This is a genomic window from Bacillus paralicheniformis, assembly GCF_002993925.1.
Lineage (GTDB): Bacteria > Bacillota > Bacilli > Bacillales > Bacillaceae > Bacillus > Bacillus paralicheniformis.
The window spans coordinates 1,977,208-1,995,749 of the sequence record NZ_CP023665.1; the positions used below are offsets into that span (position 1 = coordinate 1,977,208).

The 18,542-nt window shown below is 39.1% G+C and carries 22 protein-coding genes; 21 read left to right on the forward strand and 1 reads right to left on the reverse strand.

What is annotated here, in order from left to right:
* Positions 1-38 precede the first annotated feature (38 nt).
* The 6 genes from CP943_RS10145 (at position 39) to CP943_RS10170 (ending at position 4,914) form a co-directional block, all read left to right on the forward strand.
* Complete coding sequence (locus CP943_RS10145) at positions 39-494, forward strand: DUF4274 domain-containing protein (RefSeq protein WP_105980964.1); 456 nt, start codon at positions 39-41, stop codon at positions 492-494.
* A 192-nt stretch (positions 495-686) separates the two neighbouring features.
* The gene (locus CP943_RS10150) at positions 687-1,073 is read left to right on the forward strand and encodes an immunity 22 family protein (RefSeq protein WP_026579688.1); all 387 of its coding nucleotides are present in this window, start codon (positions 687-689) and stop codon (positions 1,071-1,073) included.
* On the forward strand, positions 1,073-1,492 hold the full coding sequence (locus tag CP943_RS10155; protein ID WP_025811516.1) for an SMI1/KNR4 family protein: 420 nt from the start codon (positions 1,073-1,075) through the stop codon (positions 1,490-1,492). Before CP943_RS10150 ends, CP943_RS10155 begins: the two co-directional genes overlap by 1 nt.
* 205 nt (positions 1,493-1,697) lie before the next feature.
* Entirely contained in the window at positions 1,698-2,951 is a 1,254-nt protein-coding gene (locus CP943_RS10160; RefSeq protein ID WP_035338621.1) for an MFS transporter, read from the forward strand.
* Between the two features lie 104 nt (positions 2,952-3,055).
* On the forward strand, positions 3,056-4,144 hold the full coding sequence (locus CP943_RS10165; protein WP_080131565.1) for a Rap family tetratricopeptide repeat protein: 1,089 nt from the start codon (positions 3,056-3,058) through the stop codon (positions 4,142-4,144).
* A 518-nt stretch (positions 4,145-4,662) separates the two neighbouring features.
* Complete coding sequence (locus CP943_RS10170; RefSeq protein WP_020451531.1) at positions 4,663-4,914, forward strand: hypothetical protein; 252 nt, start codon at positions 4,663-4,665, stop codon at positions 4,912-4,914.
* 570 nt (positions 4,915-5,484) lie between these two features.
* Here the strand turns inward: CP943_RS10170 and CP943_RS10175 are convergent.
* Entirely contained in the window at positions 5,485-6,429 is a 945-nt protein-coding gene (locus tag CP943_RS10175) for an urea transporter (protein ID WP_035399870.1), read from the reverse strand.
* 240 nt (positions 6,430-6,669) lie between these two features.
* On the opposite strand from CP943_RS10175, the gene CP943_RS10180 reads away from it, so the two are divergent.
* The 15 genes from CP943_RS10180 (at position 6,670) to hflX (ending at position 18,525) form a co-directional block, all read left to right on the forward strand.
* Positions 6,670-6,972 (forward strand): urease subunit gamma, encoded by a 303-nt coding sequence (locus CP943_RS10180; RefSeq protein ID WP_020451534.1) that lies wholly within the window; start codon positions 6,670-6,672, stop codon positions 6,970-6,972.
* A 21-nt stretch (positions 6,973-6,993) separates the two neighbouring features.
* Positions 6,994-7,320, forward strand: a complete 327-nt coding sequence (gene ureB / locus CP943_RS10185) for an urease subunit beta (RefSeq protein ID WP_020451535.1) — start codon at positions 6,994-6,996, stop codon at positions 7,318-7,320.
* A complete protein-coding gene (gene ureC, locus CP943_RS10190; RefSeq protein WP_105980966.1) occupies positions 7,317-9,029 on the forward strand; it encodes an urease subunit alpha in 1,713 nt (570 codons plus the stop codon). The genes ureB and ureC overlap by 4 nt, the downstream gene beginning before the upstream one ends.
* 10 nt (positions 9,030-9,039) lie before the next feature.
* Positions 9,040-9,495: an urease accessory protein UreE gene (ureE, locus tag CP943_RS10195; protein ID WP_025811524.1), complete on the forward strand. Its 456-nt coding sequence runs from the start codon at positions 9,040-9,042 to the stop codon at positions 9,493-9,495.
* Complete coding sequence (locus CP943_RS10200; protein ID WP_105980967.1) at positions 9,488-10,171, forward strand: urease accessory protein UreF; 684 nt, start codon at positions 9,488-9,490, stop codon at positions 10,169-10,171. Before ureE ends, CP943_RS10200 begins: the two co-directional genes overlap by 8 nt.
* Positions 10,172-10,191: 20 nt before the next feature.
* On the forward strand, positions 10,192-10,803 hold the full coding sequence (gene ureG, locus CP943_RS10205) for an urease accessory protein UreG (RefSeq protein WP_020451539.1): 612 nt from the start codon (positions 10,192-10,194) through the stop codon (positions 10,801-10,803).
* Position 10,804: 1 nt separating this feature from the next.
* Complete coding sequence (locus CP943_RS10210; protein ID WP_105980968.1) at positions 10,805-11,629, forward strand: urease accessory protein UreD; 825 nt, start codon at positions 10,805-10,807, stop codon at positions 11,627-11,629.
* A 65-nt stretch (positions 11,630-11,694) separates the two neighbouring features.
* Complete coding sequence (locus CP943_RS10215) at positions 11,695-12,387, forward strand: HoxN/HupN/NixA family nickel/cobalt transporter (RefSeq protein ID WP_105980969.1); 693 nt, start codon at positions 11,695-11,697, stop codon at positions 12,385-12,387.
* A gap of 35 nt (positions 12,388-12,422) precedes the next feature.
* Positions 12,423-13,028 carry a PadR family transcriptional regulator gene (locus CP943_RS10220; RefSeq protein ID WP_081691824.1) on the forward strand — a complete coding sequence of 202 codons (606 nt, stop codon included), beginning with the start codon at positions 12,423-12,425 and terminating at the stop codon, positions 13,026-13,028.
* Between the two features lie 448 nt (positions 13,029-13,476).
* A complete protein-coding gene (locus tag CP943_RS10225) occupies positions 13,477-13,809 on the forward strand; it encodes a hypothetical protein (protein ID WP_023857630.1) in 333 nt (110 codons plus the stop codon).
* Positions 13,810-13,895: 86 nt separating this feature from the next.
* Positions 13,896-14,594, forward strand: a complete 699-nt coding sequence (locus tag CP943_RS10230; RefSeq protein ID WP_023857629.1) for a hypothetical protein — start codon at positions 13,896-13,898, stop codon at positions 14,592-14,594.
* Positions 14,595-15,068: 474 nt separating this feature from the next.
* The gene (locus CP943_RS22430; protein WP_023857627.1) at positions 15,069-15,224 is read left to right on the forward strand and encodes a hypothetical protein; all 156 of its coding nucleotides are present in this window, start codon (positions 15,069-15,071) and stop codon (positions 15,222-15,224) included.
* A gap of 35 nt (positions 15,225-15,259) precedes the next feature.
* Positions 15,260-15,637, forward strand: a complete 378-nt coding sequence (locus tag CP943_RS10235; RefSeq protein WP_103750441.1) for a hypothetical protein — start codon at positions 15,260-15,262, stop codon at positions 15,635-15,637.
* 555 nt (positions 15,638-16,192) lie between these two features.
* Entirely contained in the window at positions 16,193-17,158 is a 966-nt protein-coding gene (gene spoVK, locus CP943_RS10240; protein WP_003182136.1) for a stage V sporulation protein K, read from the forward strand.
* 122 nt (positions 17,159-17,280) lie between these two features.
* A complete protein-coding gene (gene hflX, locus CP943_RS10245) occupies positions 17,281-18,525 on the forward strand; it encodes a GTPase HflX (RefSeq protein ID WP_407640593.1) in 1,245 nt (414 codons plus the stop codon).
* The last annotated feature ends 17 nt before the right edge of the window (positions 18,526-18,542 follow it).

Sequence of the window (18,542 nt, forward strand, 5' to 3'; positions counted from 1 at the left end):
TAATATTTAAAGTGTTTTTGTTAGGAGGTAAAACAGTATTGGATAAGAAAGATATTAAGTTCCTCGAGGAGCTGCTTTATAATACAGATAAAGACGATCTAGTAAGAGTGATGAGAAATATTGAAAACCCTGTTATTCTTCACGTTTTTGCAGCGAATTATAATTGGAATAGTGGTTTTGAAGTTCCAAAAGCAATTCTAGAGAATGAAAATTGCGATTATGGTACGGGGTTATTAATGTTCCATTATGCAGACGGTTATCGTATGCTCGAAAGCCCAGACGATGTTTCAGCATCTGCTTTAGAAGAATGGAAGGATTTTTTAATTCAAACATATCAAAAGCTTATAAATTTGCAGTTTAATTCTCAAAATATTTCATTCGATCCTGAAATAACAAGGGTTCATAGGTTTAAGTTGAAAAAAAATAACCCGCATATTCCCGATGCTTTACTTGATAAGTCACCAGGGGTTTTGATTGAAGTTCCAAAAATTTAATGCGTTTTTCACCTTGAACGGCAGTGCCTTTCAAGGTTTTTGAACAAATTGGAGAAACCCAGCAAGGAATAGGGCGGAATTATAGGCGTTTTGGGAAGAAGCCGGGTGAGATGTTTTAAATATGGCTACCGGAATGGTTGCTACGTCTGTCGTCGGCACTAAAGGCGCAGCTATAGAATAGGAGGTAGCTTTATGCAAAAAGAAGAGTTTGTATCACTTTGGGTAGGCAGTATCAGTTCTCCAGAAGAATTAGAAAAGATTCTTAAAACTTCTTATACTGAAGATGGTGATTTTATTCCTTCAATATTTGCTCATAGCTTTAATATAGAAAGGTATGACGAGTCTGTTCGTGAAGCAGATTTTTATGAAGAGTCTAGTAACTCAGTAAGTCGATTATTAGAAGACTTCTCTTACGATCATACGATTATCCCCGAATTTATTTCAGTATGTGGAGAGCACCTGACAAAAAATTATAATGCGGTGGTACTCTTATATAATTTCGACTATAAAGGTGTCAAAAAGAAGGTATCTATTGGTGGCGGTGAATTTAAATTTTTAGGTTCAGTTAAATATATGTAATGAATACTCAAATTTCAATGATGATAAATGAATATATAGAAAAAGATGATTTTTTCGGAGCAGTACCCGATGAAGATATTTCGAGGGCTGAAGAGAAATTAGGATGCAAATTTCCAAGGCAATATAAAGAGTTTGTTAAAGCATATGGCTCAGGAGGAATATGTGGAGTTGAGGTCTTAGGAGTAGAGGGAAATGGATATGCTTCAGTAGTTGATGCTACAGAAAGATTTAGAAAATTTGGTTTACCTGAGGAATACTTAGTTATTGAAAATGTGGACGAGTTTGTTTATTGTCTCAATACTGGAGAAAATCATTGTGTAATAAGGTGGGATGACATAAGCAAAAAGGAGATTGAAAGATATTCTAGCTTTGATGATTATTTACAAGACAGTTTTCAAGAAGCAATAGATAACTGGTAAGGAAAAGCCAAGATTTAAAACTCCACCTCTAAAAAGGGCGGGGTTTTTGTTTTAGAAGGGAGACGATTAATTGTGAAAGCCCTTTTTACCTTAATGTTTCTTAAATTATTCCTCTCCTACATTGACCAAGAAACCAAATATAGGATATGCTTTGGTGAGAGACCTGTAAAAATGAGGGATTTTTGTAAGGGGGATTTTTTGAGGAATGAATAGTGGCTCCACTGTGTGGCAAAGAAATTTTTCCTTTCTGTTTGTCTCTAAAATGGTGAAAATAACCGCAGACAGCTTTGCTTTTACTTCTATTTTGTGGTTTCTCATTTTAGATGGAAAAGGGGCTGTCGGAACAGGTATGCTAATAGCTGTCACCCTTCTTCCCCAAGCTTTAATAGGACCGTTGATTTCACCTTTTATGAAACCAAAAACTCTTAAGTTCTGGATGTTCTCCGCAGATATAACAAGGGCTTCATTGATGCTGATCATTCCAATTTTTTATTTTAGTGGATTTTCACCATTATGGTTCATTATTTCACTAATGCTGATACATTCGGCAACTGGGGCTTCTTATGATCCTGCATCCATTTCCATGATTCCGCAAATTGTTAAGAATGAACTTATTCAAAAAGCTAATGCCACCATAGAATCTTCAGCCCAAATTGTAAAATTGGTCTCGTTAATGGTTTGCGGTATATTGATTGCTGTAATAGGCGCTGCTTATACAATGCTTATTATATTTCCATTTTACATCGCTTCAGCCTGTTTAGTTCTGTGTATAAAATTTAGCTCGAAAGAAGAAGGGGCTCAGGAACAGAAACCAAAAGGCGCATATTTTAAAAAGCTAAAAAGAGGTTTTGTACTTGTTCGAAATCATCATATTTTGCTTCCGCTAGCCGTATACTGCATTTTGTTGAATATCGGTTCAGCTCCTTGGGAGGCGCTTTCAGCGATCTATCTGTCAGAAGATTTAGGCGGCGGTTCGGTCATTCATTCTTTCATAAGAGTAGCAACAGCTACCGGAGCCTTTTTAATGGGGTTTATCTTAACTAAAGTAAGAGTGAACCGATATGGACTATTGTTTGTCTCCGCTGGAATTATAGAAGGAATTGCACTTTTCATAACAGGAATGAATTCAGTTTTATTACTACTTCTTCTCACAGCATTTGTTTTGGGGGCTACCATTAGTGCCATAAACGTACCTGAACACACCATTATTCAAACCTCAGTTGCAGATGAAGATCAGCCGCAGGTATTTGCTGTTATTAGAATGATCTCTCATGTGATGGTACCATTAGGGGCTTTAATTAGCGGCTATGCAGCCGCTGCCTTTGGTGCAGGAAAAGTTATCGCTTTCGGCGGACTGATTGAAATTCTAGCTGGAATGGCGATATTAACTCTTACGAAACTAAGTAAAACCAATCGTTCAGACATGATAAGGGATAAAGAAGAAAGTTTAAAAATGTAAGAAAATTCACACGTTTAAATGCTGAATATTTCAAAATGATTAAGAAAGGGGTTTTTATTTTGGTATATAAATGCGTAATACCTTATGATCTAGTGGCAACGAAAATGAATTATTGGTATGTAGCTCTTAAAAATGACTGGGTTGATGAAGCTGAAAAAATGAAATCTGAGGTTAAACAAGAGATCGCTATAATGGAAGAAAATCAGGATGTCCTTATATATTTTTCATTGCTTGAATTCCGTCATAAGCTGATGTTGGATTACATTTGTCCAGAAGCAGCAAAAGATATACAGGTTCATTATGAAGAGTTAAGGGAAAAGACTAAAGGCGGGAGAAATTTGAATGGTATGCTCGAATATTATTACTATTTCTTCACAGCAATGTATCATTTTAGACAGAAAGAACTTCTTCATGCTTTAGCTTACTACCAAAATGCCGAAAATCAATTGAATTCATTTGAAAGCGATGATGTTGAAAAGGCAGAATTTTATTTCAAATTGTCAGAAATTTATTACTATATGAAACAAACATATTTTTCGATGTATTATGCTAATCATGCATATAAGATTTATTTAAAACAGCCAACATATGGACAGCGTAGAGTACAATGCCAATTTTTAATGACTGGTAACTGGCTGGATAAAATGAATCCTGAAAAAGCCCTGGAGCATACCAGCAAAGCACTGTCAGATGCAAAGGAATTACAAGTTGATTATTTAATTGGTTCTTCACACTTGAATATTGGAATATGTTATAATCAACTTGAAGAACTTTACAAAGCAGAAAATCATTTTCAAATGGCTGCTGAACTTTATAAAAATGAAAAGCACAGCTTTTTGCCAAAAGCCCTCTTTAATATTTCGCACGTTAAAGCGAAACAAGAGAAGTGGATTGAAGCAGAAGATCGGTACTTTGAGGGTATGGAATGGGCTCAAAAATTTGAGGACCAAGAATTCCTTACAAAGCTGAAAATGATTTACGGGTTGTATTTATCATTTGACCTTGACACAGTTCGAGATTCCTTTGAGTTCTTCAGTGAAAAAGGTATGTATGCAGACATAGAAGAGTATGGAGTCATCACGGCAGAACTTCTACAAGGAAAAGAAATGCTACATGATTCACTTGAGTTTTACCGCAGAGTAGTTGAGGCAAGAAGACAAATACAAAGGAGTGGGACAGTACATGAAAGCTAAGTTGCTAATTTGCTCTATTCTGTTATTAGGTGCAGTTAGTTTATTGGGCACTTCTTACGATCAATCAACAAATACAGCATATCATGTTGCTGACAGGGTAGCAATTTAACTCTGAGACTGCTAAATTAATATATAGAACCTTTAAAAGAGACCAGTTCGTGAAACTCACTGTGAGTTTATGGGCTGGTCTTTTTCATTTCTGAAATATCGATTAGTTTTCCGGATTTCACCAATATATTCAAGCCAGTAAAGAAGCGGCTCTCAAATATACTCCCAACACCAGAATTGCCTCTAGAAAAAATGGAAGGATTGATGCTGAGGAATGCAATTAAAGTAAATCCTAAGTGAAAAGTGATTAAAGTTATGGCTAATCAATTGTAAAAATGTGTATTATTTTTGAATTATTTTTCAATTCTACACCATTTGACAATTTTTTCATCCTTTTGGTGTTAAGCTCAAGGTGTCTATTAAATGGACAAGCATTTAATAGTTAAACAAAACGAAAAGGGGATGTGTTTATGTTTAAAAACAAACTCAAAAAAGTAGCGGGAGCGGTTGCAGTTGCTGGGGCTCTGTTGGTATCCGGATTACCTGCAAGTGCTGCGCCGGATTTAACTCCGATTCGAGACAAGTATCCAGACGCCTATCAATTCCAATGGAATGGCAACAATACTGTAACTGTTTTCTTTAGAGACAGCCAAGGTAAATCTTATCATGAAACATATACATGTGTTACGGTTATACAAGGAACTTGCTACGTGTATAAGTAAACCGTAAGACAAAATTCTGTCTCAATCGTTTGTATTCTTATTCTTTCTGAGACAGAATTTTTTTCATTAACCAAATCAGTTACTTTCACCTCTCTGTGTCCAAATCCTCTTTATTTATGCCCCTCTCGTTGATCAATGAAAACAAAGCTGGAACAGTTTTCATCGGCACCATCAGAATATGCTTGCGCCAATATGAGTTTTTCACAGTTTACAGGGGAGAGCTGAACAGCGGCCGCAGCACACCTTCAGACTGACTGGCCTAAGGGTCTTATCTAGCGAATAATGTCGGAGACGCTCTCATAGCATCATTATTGAAAAATAAGTCTGTTTCATGTGGTAATCGATTGATTCCAGATATTTCTGAAGTGAGAGTGTCAATGAAATGGAACATTCCTATCAAAGTCCCGGCATTCCTGTAAGTTTTTAGCTCACCATCGTTTTTCACAAGTTATCATTCATTAATGTCTAAACGCGAGTAGATTCGTATAGTAAGACATCATGGGTTTCTTCCATGACTTTTATTTCTTGCGTAACCACTAAGCGGCTGATTTACATCATCAATAGGCAATGCTATAAGTTTGGCAGAACCTTTCTTGCACCTAAAAACAGCCATGAACAAAGAACAAACGGCATTGTTAGCGCGGGGAGTCCATATGGCAAAAGATATGTGCTGAGTCCCGCTGTTATAGGCACCGTCAGACAAGCTGAAATGATCCCTGACAAAAATGAAAACCGGTTATGTTCACTTTTAAAAATGGCAGATACGGCCAGGATTGTTAAAATTGCATTATACCCGTAAAGACCCAATGTGATGAGAGAACGCTCTCCTCCTAAAAGGAATGCAATGATGATGGCAACTGCATTTCCGGTAACTGCATAAAGTCCTAGTTTTCTTCCTGCCCAAAATACGGCGAGAAAAATTAAAATCCCGGATACTGTGTTATTCAGAAAAAATACTTGTCCAATTCCATGAAAGACCCCGTCTATTAAATTGACTTCCCCTGCTGTCTTTAGTTCCCAGTGTGTTAAATCCTGAGGTATCAGGGCAGAGCTTAATTTAATCCCATTTAATTTGTATGAAGCCAGCAATATAAACCACGTCAGGATAACAAAGGGGAATGTAAGAATTGGAACTTCGGTTCTTTTCGTAAAATGCATCATGGCGGCTGTAAAAATGGCTGCTAAGGCTGATCCAATTAAAGCGACAAGCCACATGTAAGGGCCAGTTAAGAATGATGCCAATGCCATTCCTGTTAACACAGAATTATATCCTAATAGTCCCTCATTTATAATCTTTTCATCTGCCGCTCCCAATTTCCCTACTAAAGTACCGATAACAGCGGACAACAAAGCGATTATACCTAAATAATAGGAAAAAATAGTAATGGCTATAAGGATTAGAAAGCCGGTCATCACATTCTCAATCAGGATGACTTGAGAGATGCCTTTGAGAGAAGCTGTTATTAAACGGAAAAACACCCCCTCGCTTAATAAATGGAGTTTGTTTTTTCGCATAATGAATATTCTCCTTTCTTTTCAAGGTTATATATCTTCAGTGTATCATATATAAATTTTTTGATATATAAATTGACATATATGTAAAAAATGATATACATTTAAAACAGAAGCAGGGGAATCAAATATATTTTCAGTTTTTTAGTTTTTGCGCTTTCAGCTCAGAATGTTAATGAACTGGCTCCCCCTTATATGAATGCTCACCGTTTGGTCGTAATAAAAATACAGGGAGGTTTTGTGATGCAACTATTACCGCGTGAAGTAGACAAGCTTATGATTGTTGTCGCAGCAGATCTTGCGAAGCGACGTAAAGAACGGGGATTAAAATTGAATCACCCGGAAGCAGTAGCCCTGATAACGTATGAAGTGTTGGAAGGAGCACGGGATGGAAAAACAGTTGCGGAGTTGATGGAATATGGAACAACCATTTTGTCGCGGGAAGATGTAATGGAAGGCATTCCGGAAATGATTGATGATATCCAGGTAGAAGCTACATTTCCAGACGGCACAAAGCTTGTAACTGTACATAGTCCAATTAAATAAAATGGATAGGAGGCTATTGAAATGGAACCGGGGCAACTATTTTTAAAAGAAACGGATATCATTTGTAATGTCGGAAGAGCGGCGTCCAAATTGAATGTAACGAATACAGGTGACCGCCCAGTTCAAGTAGGTTCACATTTTCATTTTTATGAAGCGAATGAAGCGCTTCAATTCAAACGAGAAGAAGCATTTGGAAAGCGACTAAACATTCCGGCAGGAGCAGCTGTGCGTTTTGAGCCCGGGGATGAAAAAGAAGTGGAATTAGTGCCTTACGCCGGCGAACGCCGGGTATACGGATTTAATAATAAAGTGGACGGATCATTGGAAAAAGAGGGGAACCAATCATGAGTTTCAAGATGCCAAGAAAGCAATACGCTGAAATGTACGGCCCGACTACAGGGGACTCTATTCGTCTGGCAGATACAGATTTGCTCATCGAAATTGAGAAAGACTACACGGCATATGGAGATGAAGTGGTATTCGGCGGCGGTAAAGTTATTCGTGATGGAATGGGACAACACCCTTTAGTTACACGTGGAGAGGGAATAGCAGATGTTGTCATTACGAATGCTGTTGTCTTAGATTACACTGGTATTTACAAAGCGGACATTGGAATTCGTGATGGCAAAATCGCTGGAATCGGGAAAGCAGGTAATCCGCTAATCATGGACAATGTGGATATTGTGATTGGCTCTGGTACAGAAGTTATTGCTGCTGAAGGTATGATTGTAACTGCGGGCGGAATTGACACTCACGTCCATTTTATTAATCCGGAGCAAATCAGAACAGCATTAGCTTCAGGTCTTACCACCCTAATTGGAGGAGGAACAGGCCCTGCTGCAGGATCAAAGGCTACCACGGTTACACCGGGCGAGTGGCATATGCACCGAATGCTTGAAGCGGCAGAGGGCATGCCGATTAATGTTGGGTTTACAGGAAAAGGACAAGCCGCTTCAGAAGCTCCGCTGGTAGAGCAAATACGCGCCGGCGCCATTGGACTGAAAGTTCATGAGGACTGGGGCGCTACAGCTTCAGCTATCGATCATGCGCTAAGTGTGGCTGACAAATATGATGTTCAGGTTGCCCTTCACGCGGATACATTAAACGAAGGCGGATTTATGGAAAATACAATGGCAGCTATTAAAAATCGCGTCATTCATATGTACCATACAGAGGGTGCAGGGGGAGGACATGCTCCTGACTTAATTAAATCGGCCAGCTTTAACAATGTTCTGCCGTCATCTACGAACCCGACATTACCTTATACAGTCAATACGGTAGATGAGCACTTAGATATGTTAATGGTCTGTCACCACTTGAATCCATCTATTCCGGAAGATTTGGCGTTTGCTGACTCACGTATCAGACGCGAAACGATTGCAGCTGAGGATATTCTCCAGGATATGGGTGTATTCAGTATGACTAGTTCGGATGCCCAAGCGATGGGACGGATTGGAGAAGTCATTTTACGTACATGGCAAGTAGCCGATAAGATGAAAAAACAAAGAGGAACAATGGCGGGCGACAGCGAGCTTTCGGACAACAACCGCGTAAAACGTTATATTGCCAAATATACAATTAATCCTGCCATTACTCATGGTATTTCCGAATATGTCGGTTCTATCGAGAGAGGGAAAATGGCCGATCTCGTTGTCTGGAATCCAGCATTTTTCGGTGTGAAGCCTGAAATGGTGATGAAAAGCGGCTTTGTTGCAGAGAGCTTAATGGGAGATGCTAACGCCTCTATCCCGACACCGCAGCCTGTTATTTACCGTCCGATGTATGGGCAGTTTGGCAAGGCGTTGTCCAGCACTTCCATTACGTTTATTTCCCAGACAGCTTTCGATGACAAAGTGCATGAGAAGCTTGGGTTGCAAAAAATCATTCTTCCGGTTCGCGGCATTCGCAAACTAACGAAAAAAGATATGAAGCTGAATTGCGAAACTCCTGAAATAACGGTCGATCCACAAACATATGAAGTAAAAGTAAATGGCCAATTAATTACATGTGACCCTGTTGATAAGGTGCCAATGGGTCAACGATATTTCCTATTCTGAGGTGAGAGTCATGATTATTGAACAAATCGTAACAAATCTTGAAAACATGGAAAAAGAGGAAATTGAAAAACGCCATATTGAAAAAGTTTACCTTGAAAGTGCTTATTTAGTAAAACGAATCCAACGGGTGAAAACAGATCATGGCAACGAAATTGGAATACGCTTAAAAGAAGCGCGTGACCTTGTCGCTGGTGATGTTTTGTATATGAACGATAAAAATATGGTCGTCATCGATGTACTGTCCGATGATTTATTAGTTATCAAACCGCGCACCTTAAATGAAATGGGAACGATCGCTCATCAATTAGGAAATCGCCACCTGCCGGCGCAGTTTGAAGAGGACGAAATGCTTGTTCAATATGATTATCTTGTAGAAGAGTTACTTCAAGACCTGCAAATTCCATATAAACGTGAAGACCGAAAAGTAAAACAGGCTTTCCGCCATATCGGTCATAGCCATGATTAATATTTTATCTTTACTCCAACTATGTGATTCAAATTTCCCTATAGGGGCTTTTAGTCATTCGTATGGTCTTGAGACCTATATTCAAGAAGATAAAGTCCATGATCAAGCAACGTTCGTACAATGGCTTCATACGTATGTAAACGAGCAGCTCATCTATTCAGATGGGTTGGCTTCCCGTCTTGTATATGAAGCGTTAGAGAACGAAGATTTACAAACAGTATGGAAATTAGATCGCATGTTGACTGTTCAAAGTTTGCCGCGTGAAACAAGAGAAGGAACCCAAAGGATGGGCGAGCGGATGTTAAATCTTATAGAATCCCTATATGATATACCCATTCTTTCAATATATCGGGAGCGTATAGATCAAAAGCAATCGTTTGGACATCCCTCCATTGTATTTACGATTGTAGGTCATCATCTTGGTGTCCCTTCATCAACGACTACACTGTACTATTTGTATTCAGCAGTCTCAAATCTTGTTCAAAATGCGGTACGGGCTGTCCCTTTAGGGCAAGTGGCAGGTCAAAAGACAATTCAAGAATTTCAGACTGTTTTAATCGAAGCAACAGAAAAAATTCAAAGTTTAAATGAAGAAGAATTCGGGATTGTTTCTCCCGGTTTAGAATTATCTCAAATGATGCACGAGCGTGTAAATATTCGTATTTTCATGTCTTAATAAAAAAGGAAGTGTTAGGTATGAAACCAATTAGGATCGGTGTAGGAGGACCTGTAGGAGCAGGGAAAACGATGTTAGTCGAAAAATTAACCCGGCATTTGCAAGATGAAATGAGTATGGCAGTTGTGACAAACGACATTTATACAAAAGAAGATGCCAAGTTTTTAATGAACAACGGGGTGCTTCCCGCAGATCGGATTATAGGTGTGGAAACAGGCGGCTGCCCTCATACGGCAATACGCGAAGACGCGTCAATGAACTTTGCAGCCATTGATGAGCTAGTGAAGAAGAATCCAGACGTTGAACTTATTTTCGTTGAAAGCGGCGGAGATAATCTGGCAGCTACATTCAGCCCTGAACTTGTTGACTTTTCAATCTATATTATTGATGTGGCCCAAGGGGAGAAAATACCGCGAAAAGGCGGTCAAGGAATGATTAAATCTGATTTGTTTATCATCAATAAAACAGATTTAGCGCCTTTCGTTGGAGCAAATCTGGACGTTATGGCATCTGATACGAAGGTTTTCCGCGGAGACAAACCGTTCGCTTTTACAAATTTAAAAACGAATGAAGGTCTTGATCAAGTCATTGACTGGATTAAGGAAAATGCACTATTAAAAGGACTGGAGTAAGATGGGGGACTGGACAGGCGTTTTGCGTTTGAGCGCTGAAGAAAAAAATGGAAAGACCATTGCGAAAAATGTGTATTTTCAGGGGGCGTATAAAGTCATGCGTCCTATTTATCATGATGAATCAGGACAAGCCTGTTATTATATTTTAAACCCCGGCGGCGGTTATTTAGACGGTGATCGCTATCAAATGAAGATTTCACTGGAGAAACAAGCAAGATTAACATTAACAACCCAATCGGCAACTAAAATATATAAGACACCGCATACACATGCATATCAGGAAACGGAATTTAACCTTAAGGAAGGCAGTTATCTTGAGTACATTCCCGATCCGCTTATAGGCTATCAAAATGCACGGTATAAACAAAAAAATATAGTATATATTGAAAAAGGATGTACGTTCCTTTATTCAGATATTGTGACTCCTGGATGGTCTCCTAGTGGAGAAAAGTTTACCTATGAGATGCTTCAATTCATTAATGAAATCTATATGGAAAATGAGCTGGCAGTCTATGACCATATCAAACTATGCCCGGCCAAACAAAATATAGATGGTCTGGGTTTAATGGAAGGCTATTCTCACTTAGGTTCCATGATTGTGATCAATGAACAAGTAGATCATGACCTTCTTGATCGTTTATATCAGGCCGTGGATACTCAGACAAAAGAATATAAAATAGGCATATCTTTATTGCCTGTCCCTGGGTTTTCCGTACGGGTATTAGCAAATCAAACACAGATCATCGAAAGTCTGTTTTCCGAATTTCATCATCTCCTCAACCAAGTATGGTTTAACAAAACCCCAAGTTTTTTAAGAAAATATTAACGGTTAAAAAACCAGCAACTGTTCAATTGTTGGTTTTTTTCAGATTCAAGAAGGGGCTGTATTTTGTGGAAGGTACATTATTCTCGGTTTTAATGCTGGCATTAATTTTAGGAATCAAGCATGCGATTGAACCTGACCATGTGATTGCGGTATCGACAATTGCAAGTCAAAGTAAAAAGTTATGGCAAGCTTCTTTAGCGGGCATATTTTGGGGCATTGGCCATACTGTAACATTGTTTATAGTTGGAATCATTGTCATTGTAATGAAGGGGCAAATATCAGAAAAATGGTCGATGTCCTTAGAATTTTTAGTAGGAGTCATGCTTGTTTATTTAGGGGTTAAAACGATTCTTTCTTTCAAGAATAGCCCTGTACATACGCATCAACACAAACATCTCCACACCCATCAAAGCAGCGGCGACCATAAGCGCCGCCATAAAAACGTAACATACTTAAGATCAACATTCATCGGTTTAGTTCATGGTCTTGCAGGAAGTGGAGCCATGGTCTTATTAACGATAAGTACTGTCAAGAGTGTAGAGGAAGCGGCAATATATATTCTTATATTCGGGGCAGGAACAGTTATTGGTATGCTTTTCTTTACAACAATCATTGGAATTCCCTTTGTGCTGATTAAGAAGCGAGGGGCAATCAGCGGAACACTAGGGATGACGACGGGTGTAATAAGTGCTGTTTTTGGTGTATACTATATGTATAACTTGGGTATTAATGAGGGTTTATTTAACCTTTGGATTTAAAAATAGTATAAAGTAACCGCCATTTAAAGATTGAGGTGAATGATATAAATACTTTAGGGTATGCCATTCTGAGCGTTCTCGGCAGAAGACCTTGTTCAGGATATGAGTTAGTTCAGTACCTGGAGGTAGTGTGGCCGGCAAAACATAGTCAAATATATCCTTTGCTAAATAAAATGGAACAAGAAAAATTTCTTGAATACGAGCATGTAGAGCAAATAGGGAAACCTGATAAAAAAATATACTCCATTACTGACAAGGGAAAAGAAGCGTTAGAAGATTGGATCGCTGTATCTCCTTCAGATCCAATAAATAGGGACGAATTTCTTATTAAAGTATATTCGATTTGGTTGTTGAAAGAGGAAGATTCTGTAAAACTGATTCAGGATCGAATCAAAAATTTAGAAAAAACAATTGATACCCAATTGAACAAAATGGCGGAGCTAGAAAAAAACAAGGAATCGGATAGCATGTCAAAAAACTTTGGCCGTTATATCTTGATTGATCGCAAATTCAGACTGGCCAAAGAGGAAAAAACATGGTGTCAGAAGGTTTTAAATCTAATAAAAGATAAGAAATTTAATTTTCCCTTTCTGTGTTATGTCAGTGTAGAAGGGATAAATGGAGCGTCACTGCTTATCTAGACAGAAAACGAATATCACGTACATAAAATAAGGCGCCTCAATATAACACAGTGAGAACGCCGCATGTTTACGCCCGCGTTCAAAAAAACGAATGGTGCAGAAAAACGAAACGTGCCATTTTTGTTAAACAAGCGAGGGAACTGCCGGACTGCCCCACAAGATGAGACAAATAAAAAACACCTTCGAGTTTGAAATCGGATCAATCTTATCCGAAATATGACTTGGAGGTGTTTTTAAATGAGAATCGGGTTACATGGTTTGGTGATGAAAACGAGACTGAAGGAGAACTGAAGATGATTGGTGAAAAAACATTTGCTGTTCATTTTGATGATGGAAGCTATCATTAGGACTCAATAAAGAAAATTTAAAATAAGAAAGAAGAGCACAGAATGCAATCACGGGAAAAAAAAGACAACATCAATATATAGATAATCCAATAATCAAATTCGTGGATAAATTAATAGAACTCATAAAAAAAGCGTTTTATGAAATTGCTGGCGTTCTTCTAGCTTTAGCAGTTATAGCAGTCCTTTTCTTACCTGGATCTGGGGGATACAAAGCTGGAGATGAAACTGAGATTCTCAGGAATATTCATGGTGCTAAGTCTATCGAGATGTTAGAGAAGAACTACGGCAGTATATCTGAATTAAGAAGTGATGGAGTAAATACAATTGATATACCAAGGTATAAAAGAACAAAAATTATTAAAACCATGGATGATCGTGATCTGGCATTAATAGAAGTTTTAAGCGGATCTTATAGGAGCACTCACTGGTGGTAAAAAAATTATCCATTGAAAGAAAGCGTGCCGATCATAGATATTAGAATAAAATTACGAATTTATCCTGAGCAAAGAGAGGTGTAAAAATGGTAAATGTCTTAACTAATATCTTAAAAAATGACAGATTGGATGTATATCCGTTATTTAAAAAGTTTTGTTCCCTTAAAGAAAAAGGGTTGCGTAAGGAATCCTTTAAATCATTATCTTCCTTTATTGATGAAGCAAAGATGTGGGATGATAATGCACAACAGAATTTTGCTTGTTGGCTGTTTGCTTTATTTGAAACATCAGAAGATATTCACCATGTACTCGTTCATCCATTGGAAAAGGAACTTTTAAAGCCTTTACTTGAGAGATGGATGAAGAGTAATCCCGAAGATCCAAGACCATATAGGTGGTATGGCGTGTTTTTAAATACTGAAAAACGTGTCGATTACTTACACAATGCACTTAGACTTGGTGGCAGCAATGAACAATTATCCTTATTAACGCTAATCGATATTAATTTGAACGCCCTTTGGTATTCATTCCATCATATATCCGAAGATTTATATCTTGGCGATATTAAAGAAGATACAGCACTTCTTGCTAAGTCCCGGGAGTTAAACAACAAGGTAGAGTGTCAACAAACAAGAAAAAACAATAACGAAGCACTTAACTATTATCAAGATCTATTGAATGACTGGGTGATGTTTACAAAAGAACAATCAAAGGGATTTGTTGAATGGTGTGAACATAAGGGGAGAAACTATTATTGGGTCAAAGCTTATTATTACGAAAAATAACAATATGAAAAAGGACACAGCTAAGGAAATGAAATGCTGCAACAAGTATCCATTGACTGCACATTTTTTAATTAATTGCAAGCTTTAATTTTAAATAAACGAACTGAATAGGGTCTAAAACATTTTAAGGAGGATTATACGTGATTTGGTGGGCTAAACAAGGATGGCAGCTAATCTTAGGGTTTATTGTTGTTGCTGCGCTTTTTAGTTGTCTAGAGATTCCGATTCTCCATTAAATCACCTTCAGATATAAGTTTCGACTTTACGATGATTTAATCTTTTTGGTGCGATGAGCGCAGGGATAGGAATCATATTATTTGTTTCTCAGTTTGGCCAATAATTCTTTCCTTTGTTGTATAATGGAACCAAAACACAGGTTTCGTATGTCTTACGTTTTAGTTTCTTAAGTGCCCATTGTTTAGACGACTCGAAAATAGGTTCATACTTTGGTTTTGGCGAAAGGGGAGCCTAATAATGAAAATGGATGAGAAGAGGAAAGAGCTTCAAGAAAAATATAGGGAGGAAATGAAAAAGAAGAAAAATCACAGAACCTATACTATCGAAACAATTATTGTAATAGCAATTGTTCTGTTGTTTATTGCTTTAAATTTAATAATTGATGAATTTTAGCTCTAATAATCATTTTACGTAGAGAGGGGTTAATTTTGGTACTCAAAGAAAGAGGGCAAATAGATCAAGAATTTGGTGCTGAAGAAATCGCTGATTATTTAAGATTAAGAGGCTTTAAGCCGAAAGTAGATGTAATGCATTTTGGAGACCATTCCGGGGGAAGCATTACCTTTTGGTACAGACTCAGAAGATATTATATAGCTCTTGTTCAGTTCGATAAACCAGGAGATAAAGATCCATTAAGCAGCAAAAATGGCTTTACTCAATTAGGAATGGATTCTAAAGGACGAGCAGAAGAGATAATGATGCATTTGGTAGCATATTTTAATGGATGGTATCGTACAAATAAGGAGCCATTCCCAGAGGAAGAAGAATGGCTTAACTTATATCTTGAATACAATGAATGCGAATAAAAACCATCGTTTTATCTAGATATTAGAAAGCTTAAAGATATAATGAAAGTAAATACTCAAATCTCAATAATTAATTGTTTTATTAGATTAAAACTAATAATAATAAACAATTGTCATCCTGTTGCTAATCTGTAGTAAAAGTAATTGATCTTGATTTAATATGCGTTAATTGCCATGCATTTCATCACTTAGGATTTACTCAATCAAAAGCTAACAAAGAGAAGATGAAAGAACTGAGCCGAGCAACAGCCGCAGCACATCTTCAGACGGATTGGCTCCATTTCCCAAAGGTCCTCATCATTCATCATTTTCTTCCGATCTAACATGTCAACCCGTTAAGCATTTACCAAAAAGGCAAATAGAAATAAAAAATTGGTTTGTCCGCACAGCCTACCTGAATACAATAAGAAATAAAGTATTTCTCGGGAAAGCGCAGGTTTCAACAAGACCTGCCCCGTCCTTCTCAAAAAACATCGGAATGCGCAGTCATGTGGGCGTCTGTCACGGCTTAAGCGCGCCATGAATAGGATATAAAGAGAGAATGGTGAGGTGAGTGTGTTGGAAAGGGCTGTTACTTATAAAAACAACGGACAAATCAATATCATACTGAACGGTCAAAAGCAGGTTTTGGCCAATTCAGAGGCTGAAGCCGAATATCAGGCCGCACTGCAAAAAAATGAAGCCAAACACAGCATTCTGAAGGAAATTGAAAGGGAAATGAACACCCTGGTCGGGATGGAGGAAATGAAGCGCAATATTAAGGAAATCTACGCCTGGATTTTCGTCAATAAAAAGCGTGAAGAACAAGGCCTTAAAGCCGGAAAACAGGCGCTACACATGATGTTCAAAGGAAACCCGGGAACCGGAAAAACGACCGTCGCCAGGCTGATCGGCAGACTTTTTTACGAAATGAATGTTCTCTCAAAAGGCCATCTGATCGAGGCGGAGCGCGCCGATCTTGTCGGTGAGTACATCGGTCATACGGCGCAAAAAACGAGGGATTTAATCAAAAAAGCGATGGGCGGAATCCTGTTCATCGATGAAGCCTATTCCCTTGCCAGAGGCGGAGAGAAAGACTTCGGCAAGGAGGCAATCGATACATTAGTCAAACATATGGAAGATAAGCGGAACGAATTTATTTTAATCCTCGCTGGATATTCGCGGGAAATGGATCATTTTCTTTCATTAAATCCAGGCCTTCAGTCAAGGTTTCCGATCAGCATCGATTTTCCCGATTACTCGGTCAGCCAGCTGATGGACATTGCGAAACGGATGATGGCGGAAAGGGAATATCAGTTCAGCCCTGAGGCCGAATGGAAGTTGAAAGATCATCTGATGGCCGTCAAAAGCACGGTCAGCCCCGCGAAGTTCAGCAACGGCCGCTTCGTCCGCAACCTGATCGAAAAATCCATCCGGTCGCAGGCGATGAGACTGCTGATGGGAGACTGCTATTTAAAGAATGATCTGATAACCATCAAAAGCCAGGATCTCGACTTGAAGGAAGACGCGCCGCACGTATAATGGCGCGTTCTTTTTTTATTTTCGAGGATTTCTGGCAACCGCTCCCTTCGTTTGTTATGATAGTACTGCTTAATTGACTAACGTTAAGAAAGGAACATGATCATTTGAACGGACAGGACGTCATGAAAGAGAAAGCCATATTAGTCGGATGCCAGCTTCCGCACGTATCTGATGAGCGTTTTTCATACTCGATGGAAGAGCTCGCCGCGCTGACGAAAACGGCCGATGGAACGGTTGTTTCCACGGTCACGCAGAAGCGGAACCGTGTGGATGCTGCTACATATATCGGAAAAGGAAAAGTAGATGAATTGGCGGTGCTCTGTGAAGAGCTGTCGCCCGATGTTTTAATTTTTAATGATGAATTGTCGCCGAGCCAGCTGAAAGCGCTTGTCACAACGCTTGACGTGAAAATTATCGATAGGACGCAGTTGATCCTCGATATTTTCGCCAAACGCGCGCGGACAAGGGAAGGAAAGCTGCAAATTGAGCTGGCGCAGCTGCAATACGCCCTCCCGCGGTTAAGCGGCCAGGGAATCAACCTGTCAAGGCAAGGCGGCGGAATCGGAACAAGAGGTCCCGGAGAGACAAAGCTGGAAACCGACCGGCGCCATATCAGAAACCGGATTCATGAAATCAATGTTCAGCTGTCTACCGTCATTCGCCACAGAAGCAGATACAGAGAAAGAAGAAAGAAAAACGGCGTACTGCAAATCGCGCTCGTCGGCTACACCAATGCAGGGAAATCGACATGGTTTAACAGGCTTACAGACGCCGACAGCTATGAAGAAAACCTGCTGTTTGCCACACTTGACCCGATGACCCGCAAAATGACGCTTCCGAGCGGATACAGCGTGCTGCTCTCAGATACGGTCGGGTTTATTCAGGATCTGCCGACGACTTTGATCGCGGCTTTCAGATCGACGCTCGAAGAAGTAAAAGAAGCCGATCTGATTCTTCATATGATCGATTCTTCACACGAAGACTACGAGGGCCACGAAGCGACGGTCAAGCGCCTTCTTGAAGAACTTGAAGCCGACGATATTCCCGTTTTAACCGTCTATAACAAAAGAGACCGGAAGCGGCCGGATTTCATCCCTTCTTCAGGGAGAGGGCATATCATGACGAGCGCCAAAATAGACGGAGACTTGCGGCTGTTTAAGCAGGCGGTTGAAGACTATCTGAAAAAGGAACTGCTCGTTCCGTATGACGTAAGGATTCCCGCTTCAGAAGGAAGGCTATTGTCGAGAATCAAGTCTGAGACAATGGCGAACAGCACTGTTTTTGACGAAGATCGCGAAGTATATGAAGTAGAAGGATATATTCTCCCTGACCAAAACATTTTGGGAGAGCTGAAGAAGTATATGTAGGAAAGGACACTGTAGAA

Coding starts and splice junctions, on each gene's coding strand:
- CP943_RS10175 (WP_035399870.1), bottom strand. CDS start 6,429: ATGCGAAAAAACAAACTCCATTTATTAAGCGAGGGGGTGTTTTTCCGT.
- ureG (WP_020451539.1), top strand. CDS start 10,192: ATGAAACCAATTAGGATCGGTGTAGGAGGACCTGTAGGAGCAGGGAAA.
- CP943_RS10165 (WP_080131565.1), top strand. CDS start 3,056: ATGAATTATTGGTATGTAGCTCTTAAAAATGACTGGGTTGATGAAGCT.
- CP943_RS10160 (WP_035338621.1), top strand. CDS start 1,698: ATGAATAGTGGCTCCACTGTGTGGCAAAGAAATTTTTCCTTTCTGTTT.
- CP943_RS10155 (WP_025811516.1), top strand. CDS start 1,073: ATGAATACTCAAATTTCAATGATGATAAATGAATATATAGAAAAAGAT.
- CP943_RS10210 (WP_105980968.1), top strand. CDS start 10,805: ATGGGGGACTGGACAGGCGTTTTGCGTTTGAGCGCTGAAGAAAAAAAT.
- CP943_RS22430 (WP_023857627.1), top strand. CDS start 15,069: ATGAAAATGGATGAGAAGAGGAAAGAGCTTCAAGAAAAATATAGGGAG.
- hflX (WP_407640593.1), top strand. CDS start 17,281: ATGAAAGAGAAAGCCATATTAGTCGGATGCCAGCTTCCGCACGTATCT.
- CP943_RS10150 (WP_026579688.1), top strand. CDS start 687: ATGCAAAAAGAAGAGTTTGTATCACTTTGGGTAGGCAGTATCAGTTCT.
- CP943_RS10230 (WP_023857629.1), top strand. CDS start 13,896: ATGGTAAATGTCTTAACTAATATCTTAAAAAATGACAGATTGGATGTA.
- CP943_RS10180 (WP_020451534.1), top strand. CDS start 6,670: ATGCAACTATTACCGCGTGAAGTAGACAAGCTTATGATTGTTGTCGCA.
- ureE (WP_025811524.1), top strand. CDS start 9,040: ATGATTATTGAACAAATCGTAACAAATCTTGAAAACATGGAAAAAGAG.
- ureB (WP_020451535.1), top strand. CDS start 6,994: ATGGAACCGGGGCAACTATTTTTAAAAGAAACGGATATCATTTGTAAT.
- CP943_RS10200 (WP_105980967.1), top strand. CDS start 9,488: ATGATTAATATTTTATCTTTACTCCAACTATGTGATTCAAATTTCCCT.
- ureC (WP_105980966.1), top strand. CDS start 7,317: ATGAGTTTCAAGATGCCAAGAAAGCAATACGCTGAAATGTACGGCCCG.
- CP943_RS10170 (WP_020451531.1), top strand. CDS start 4,663: ATGTTTAAAAACAAACTCAAAAAAGTAGCGGGAGCGGTTGCAGTTGCT.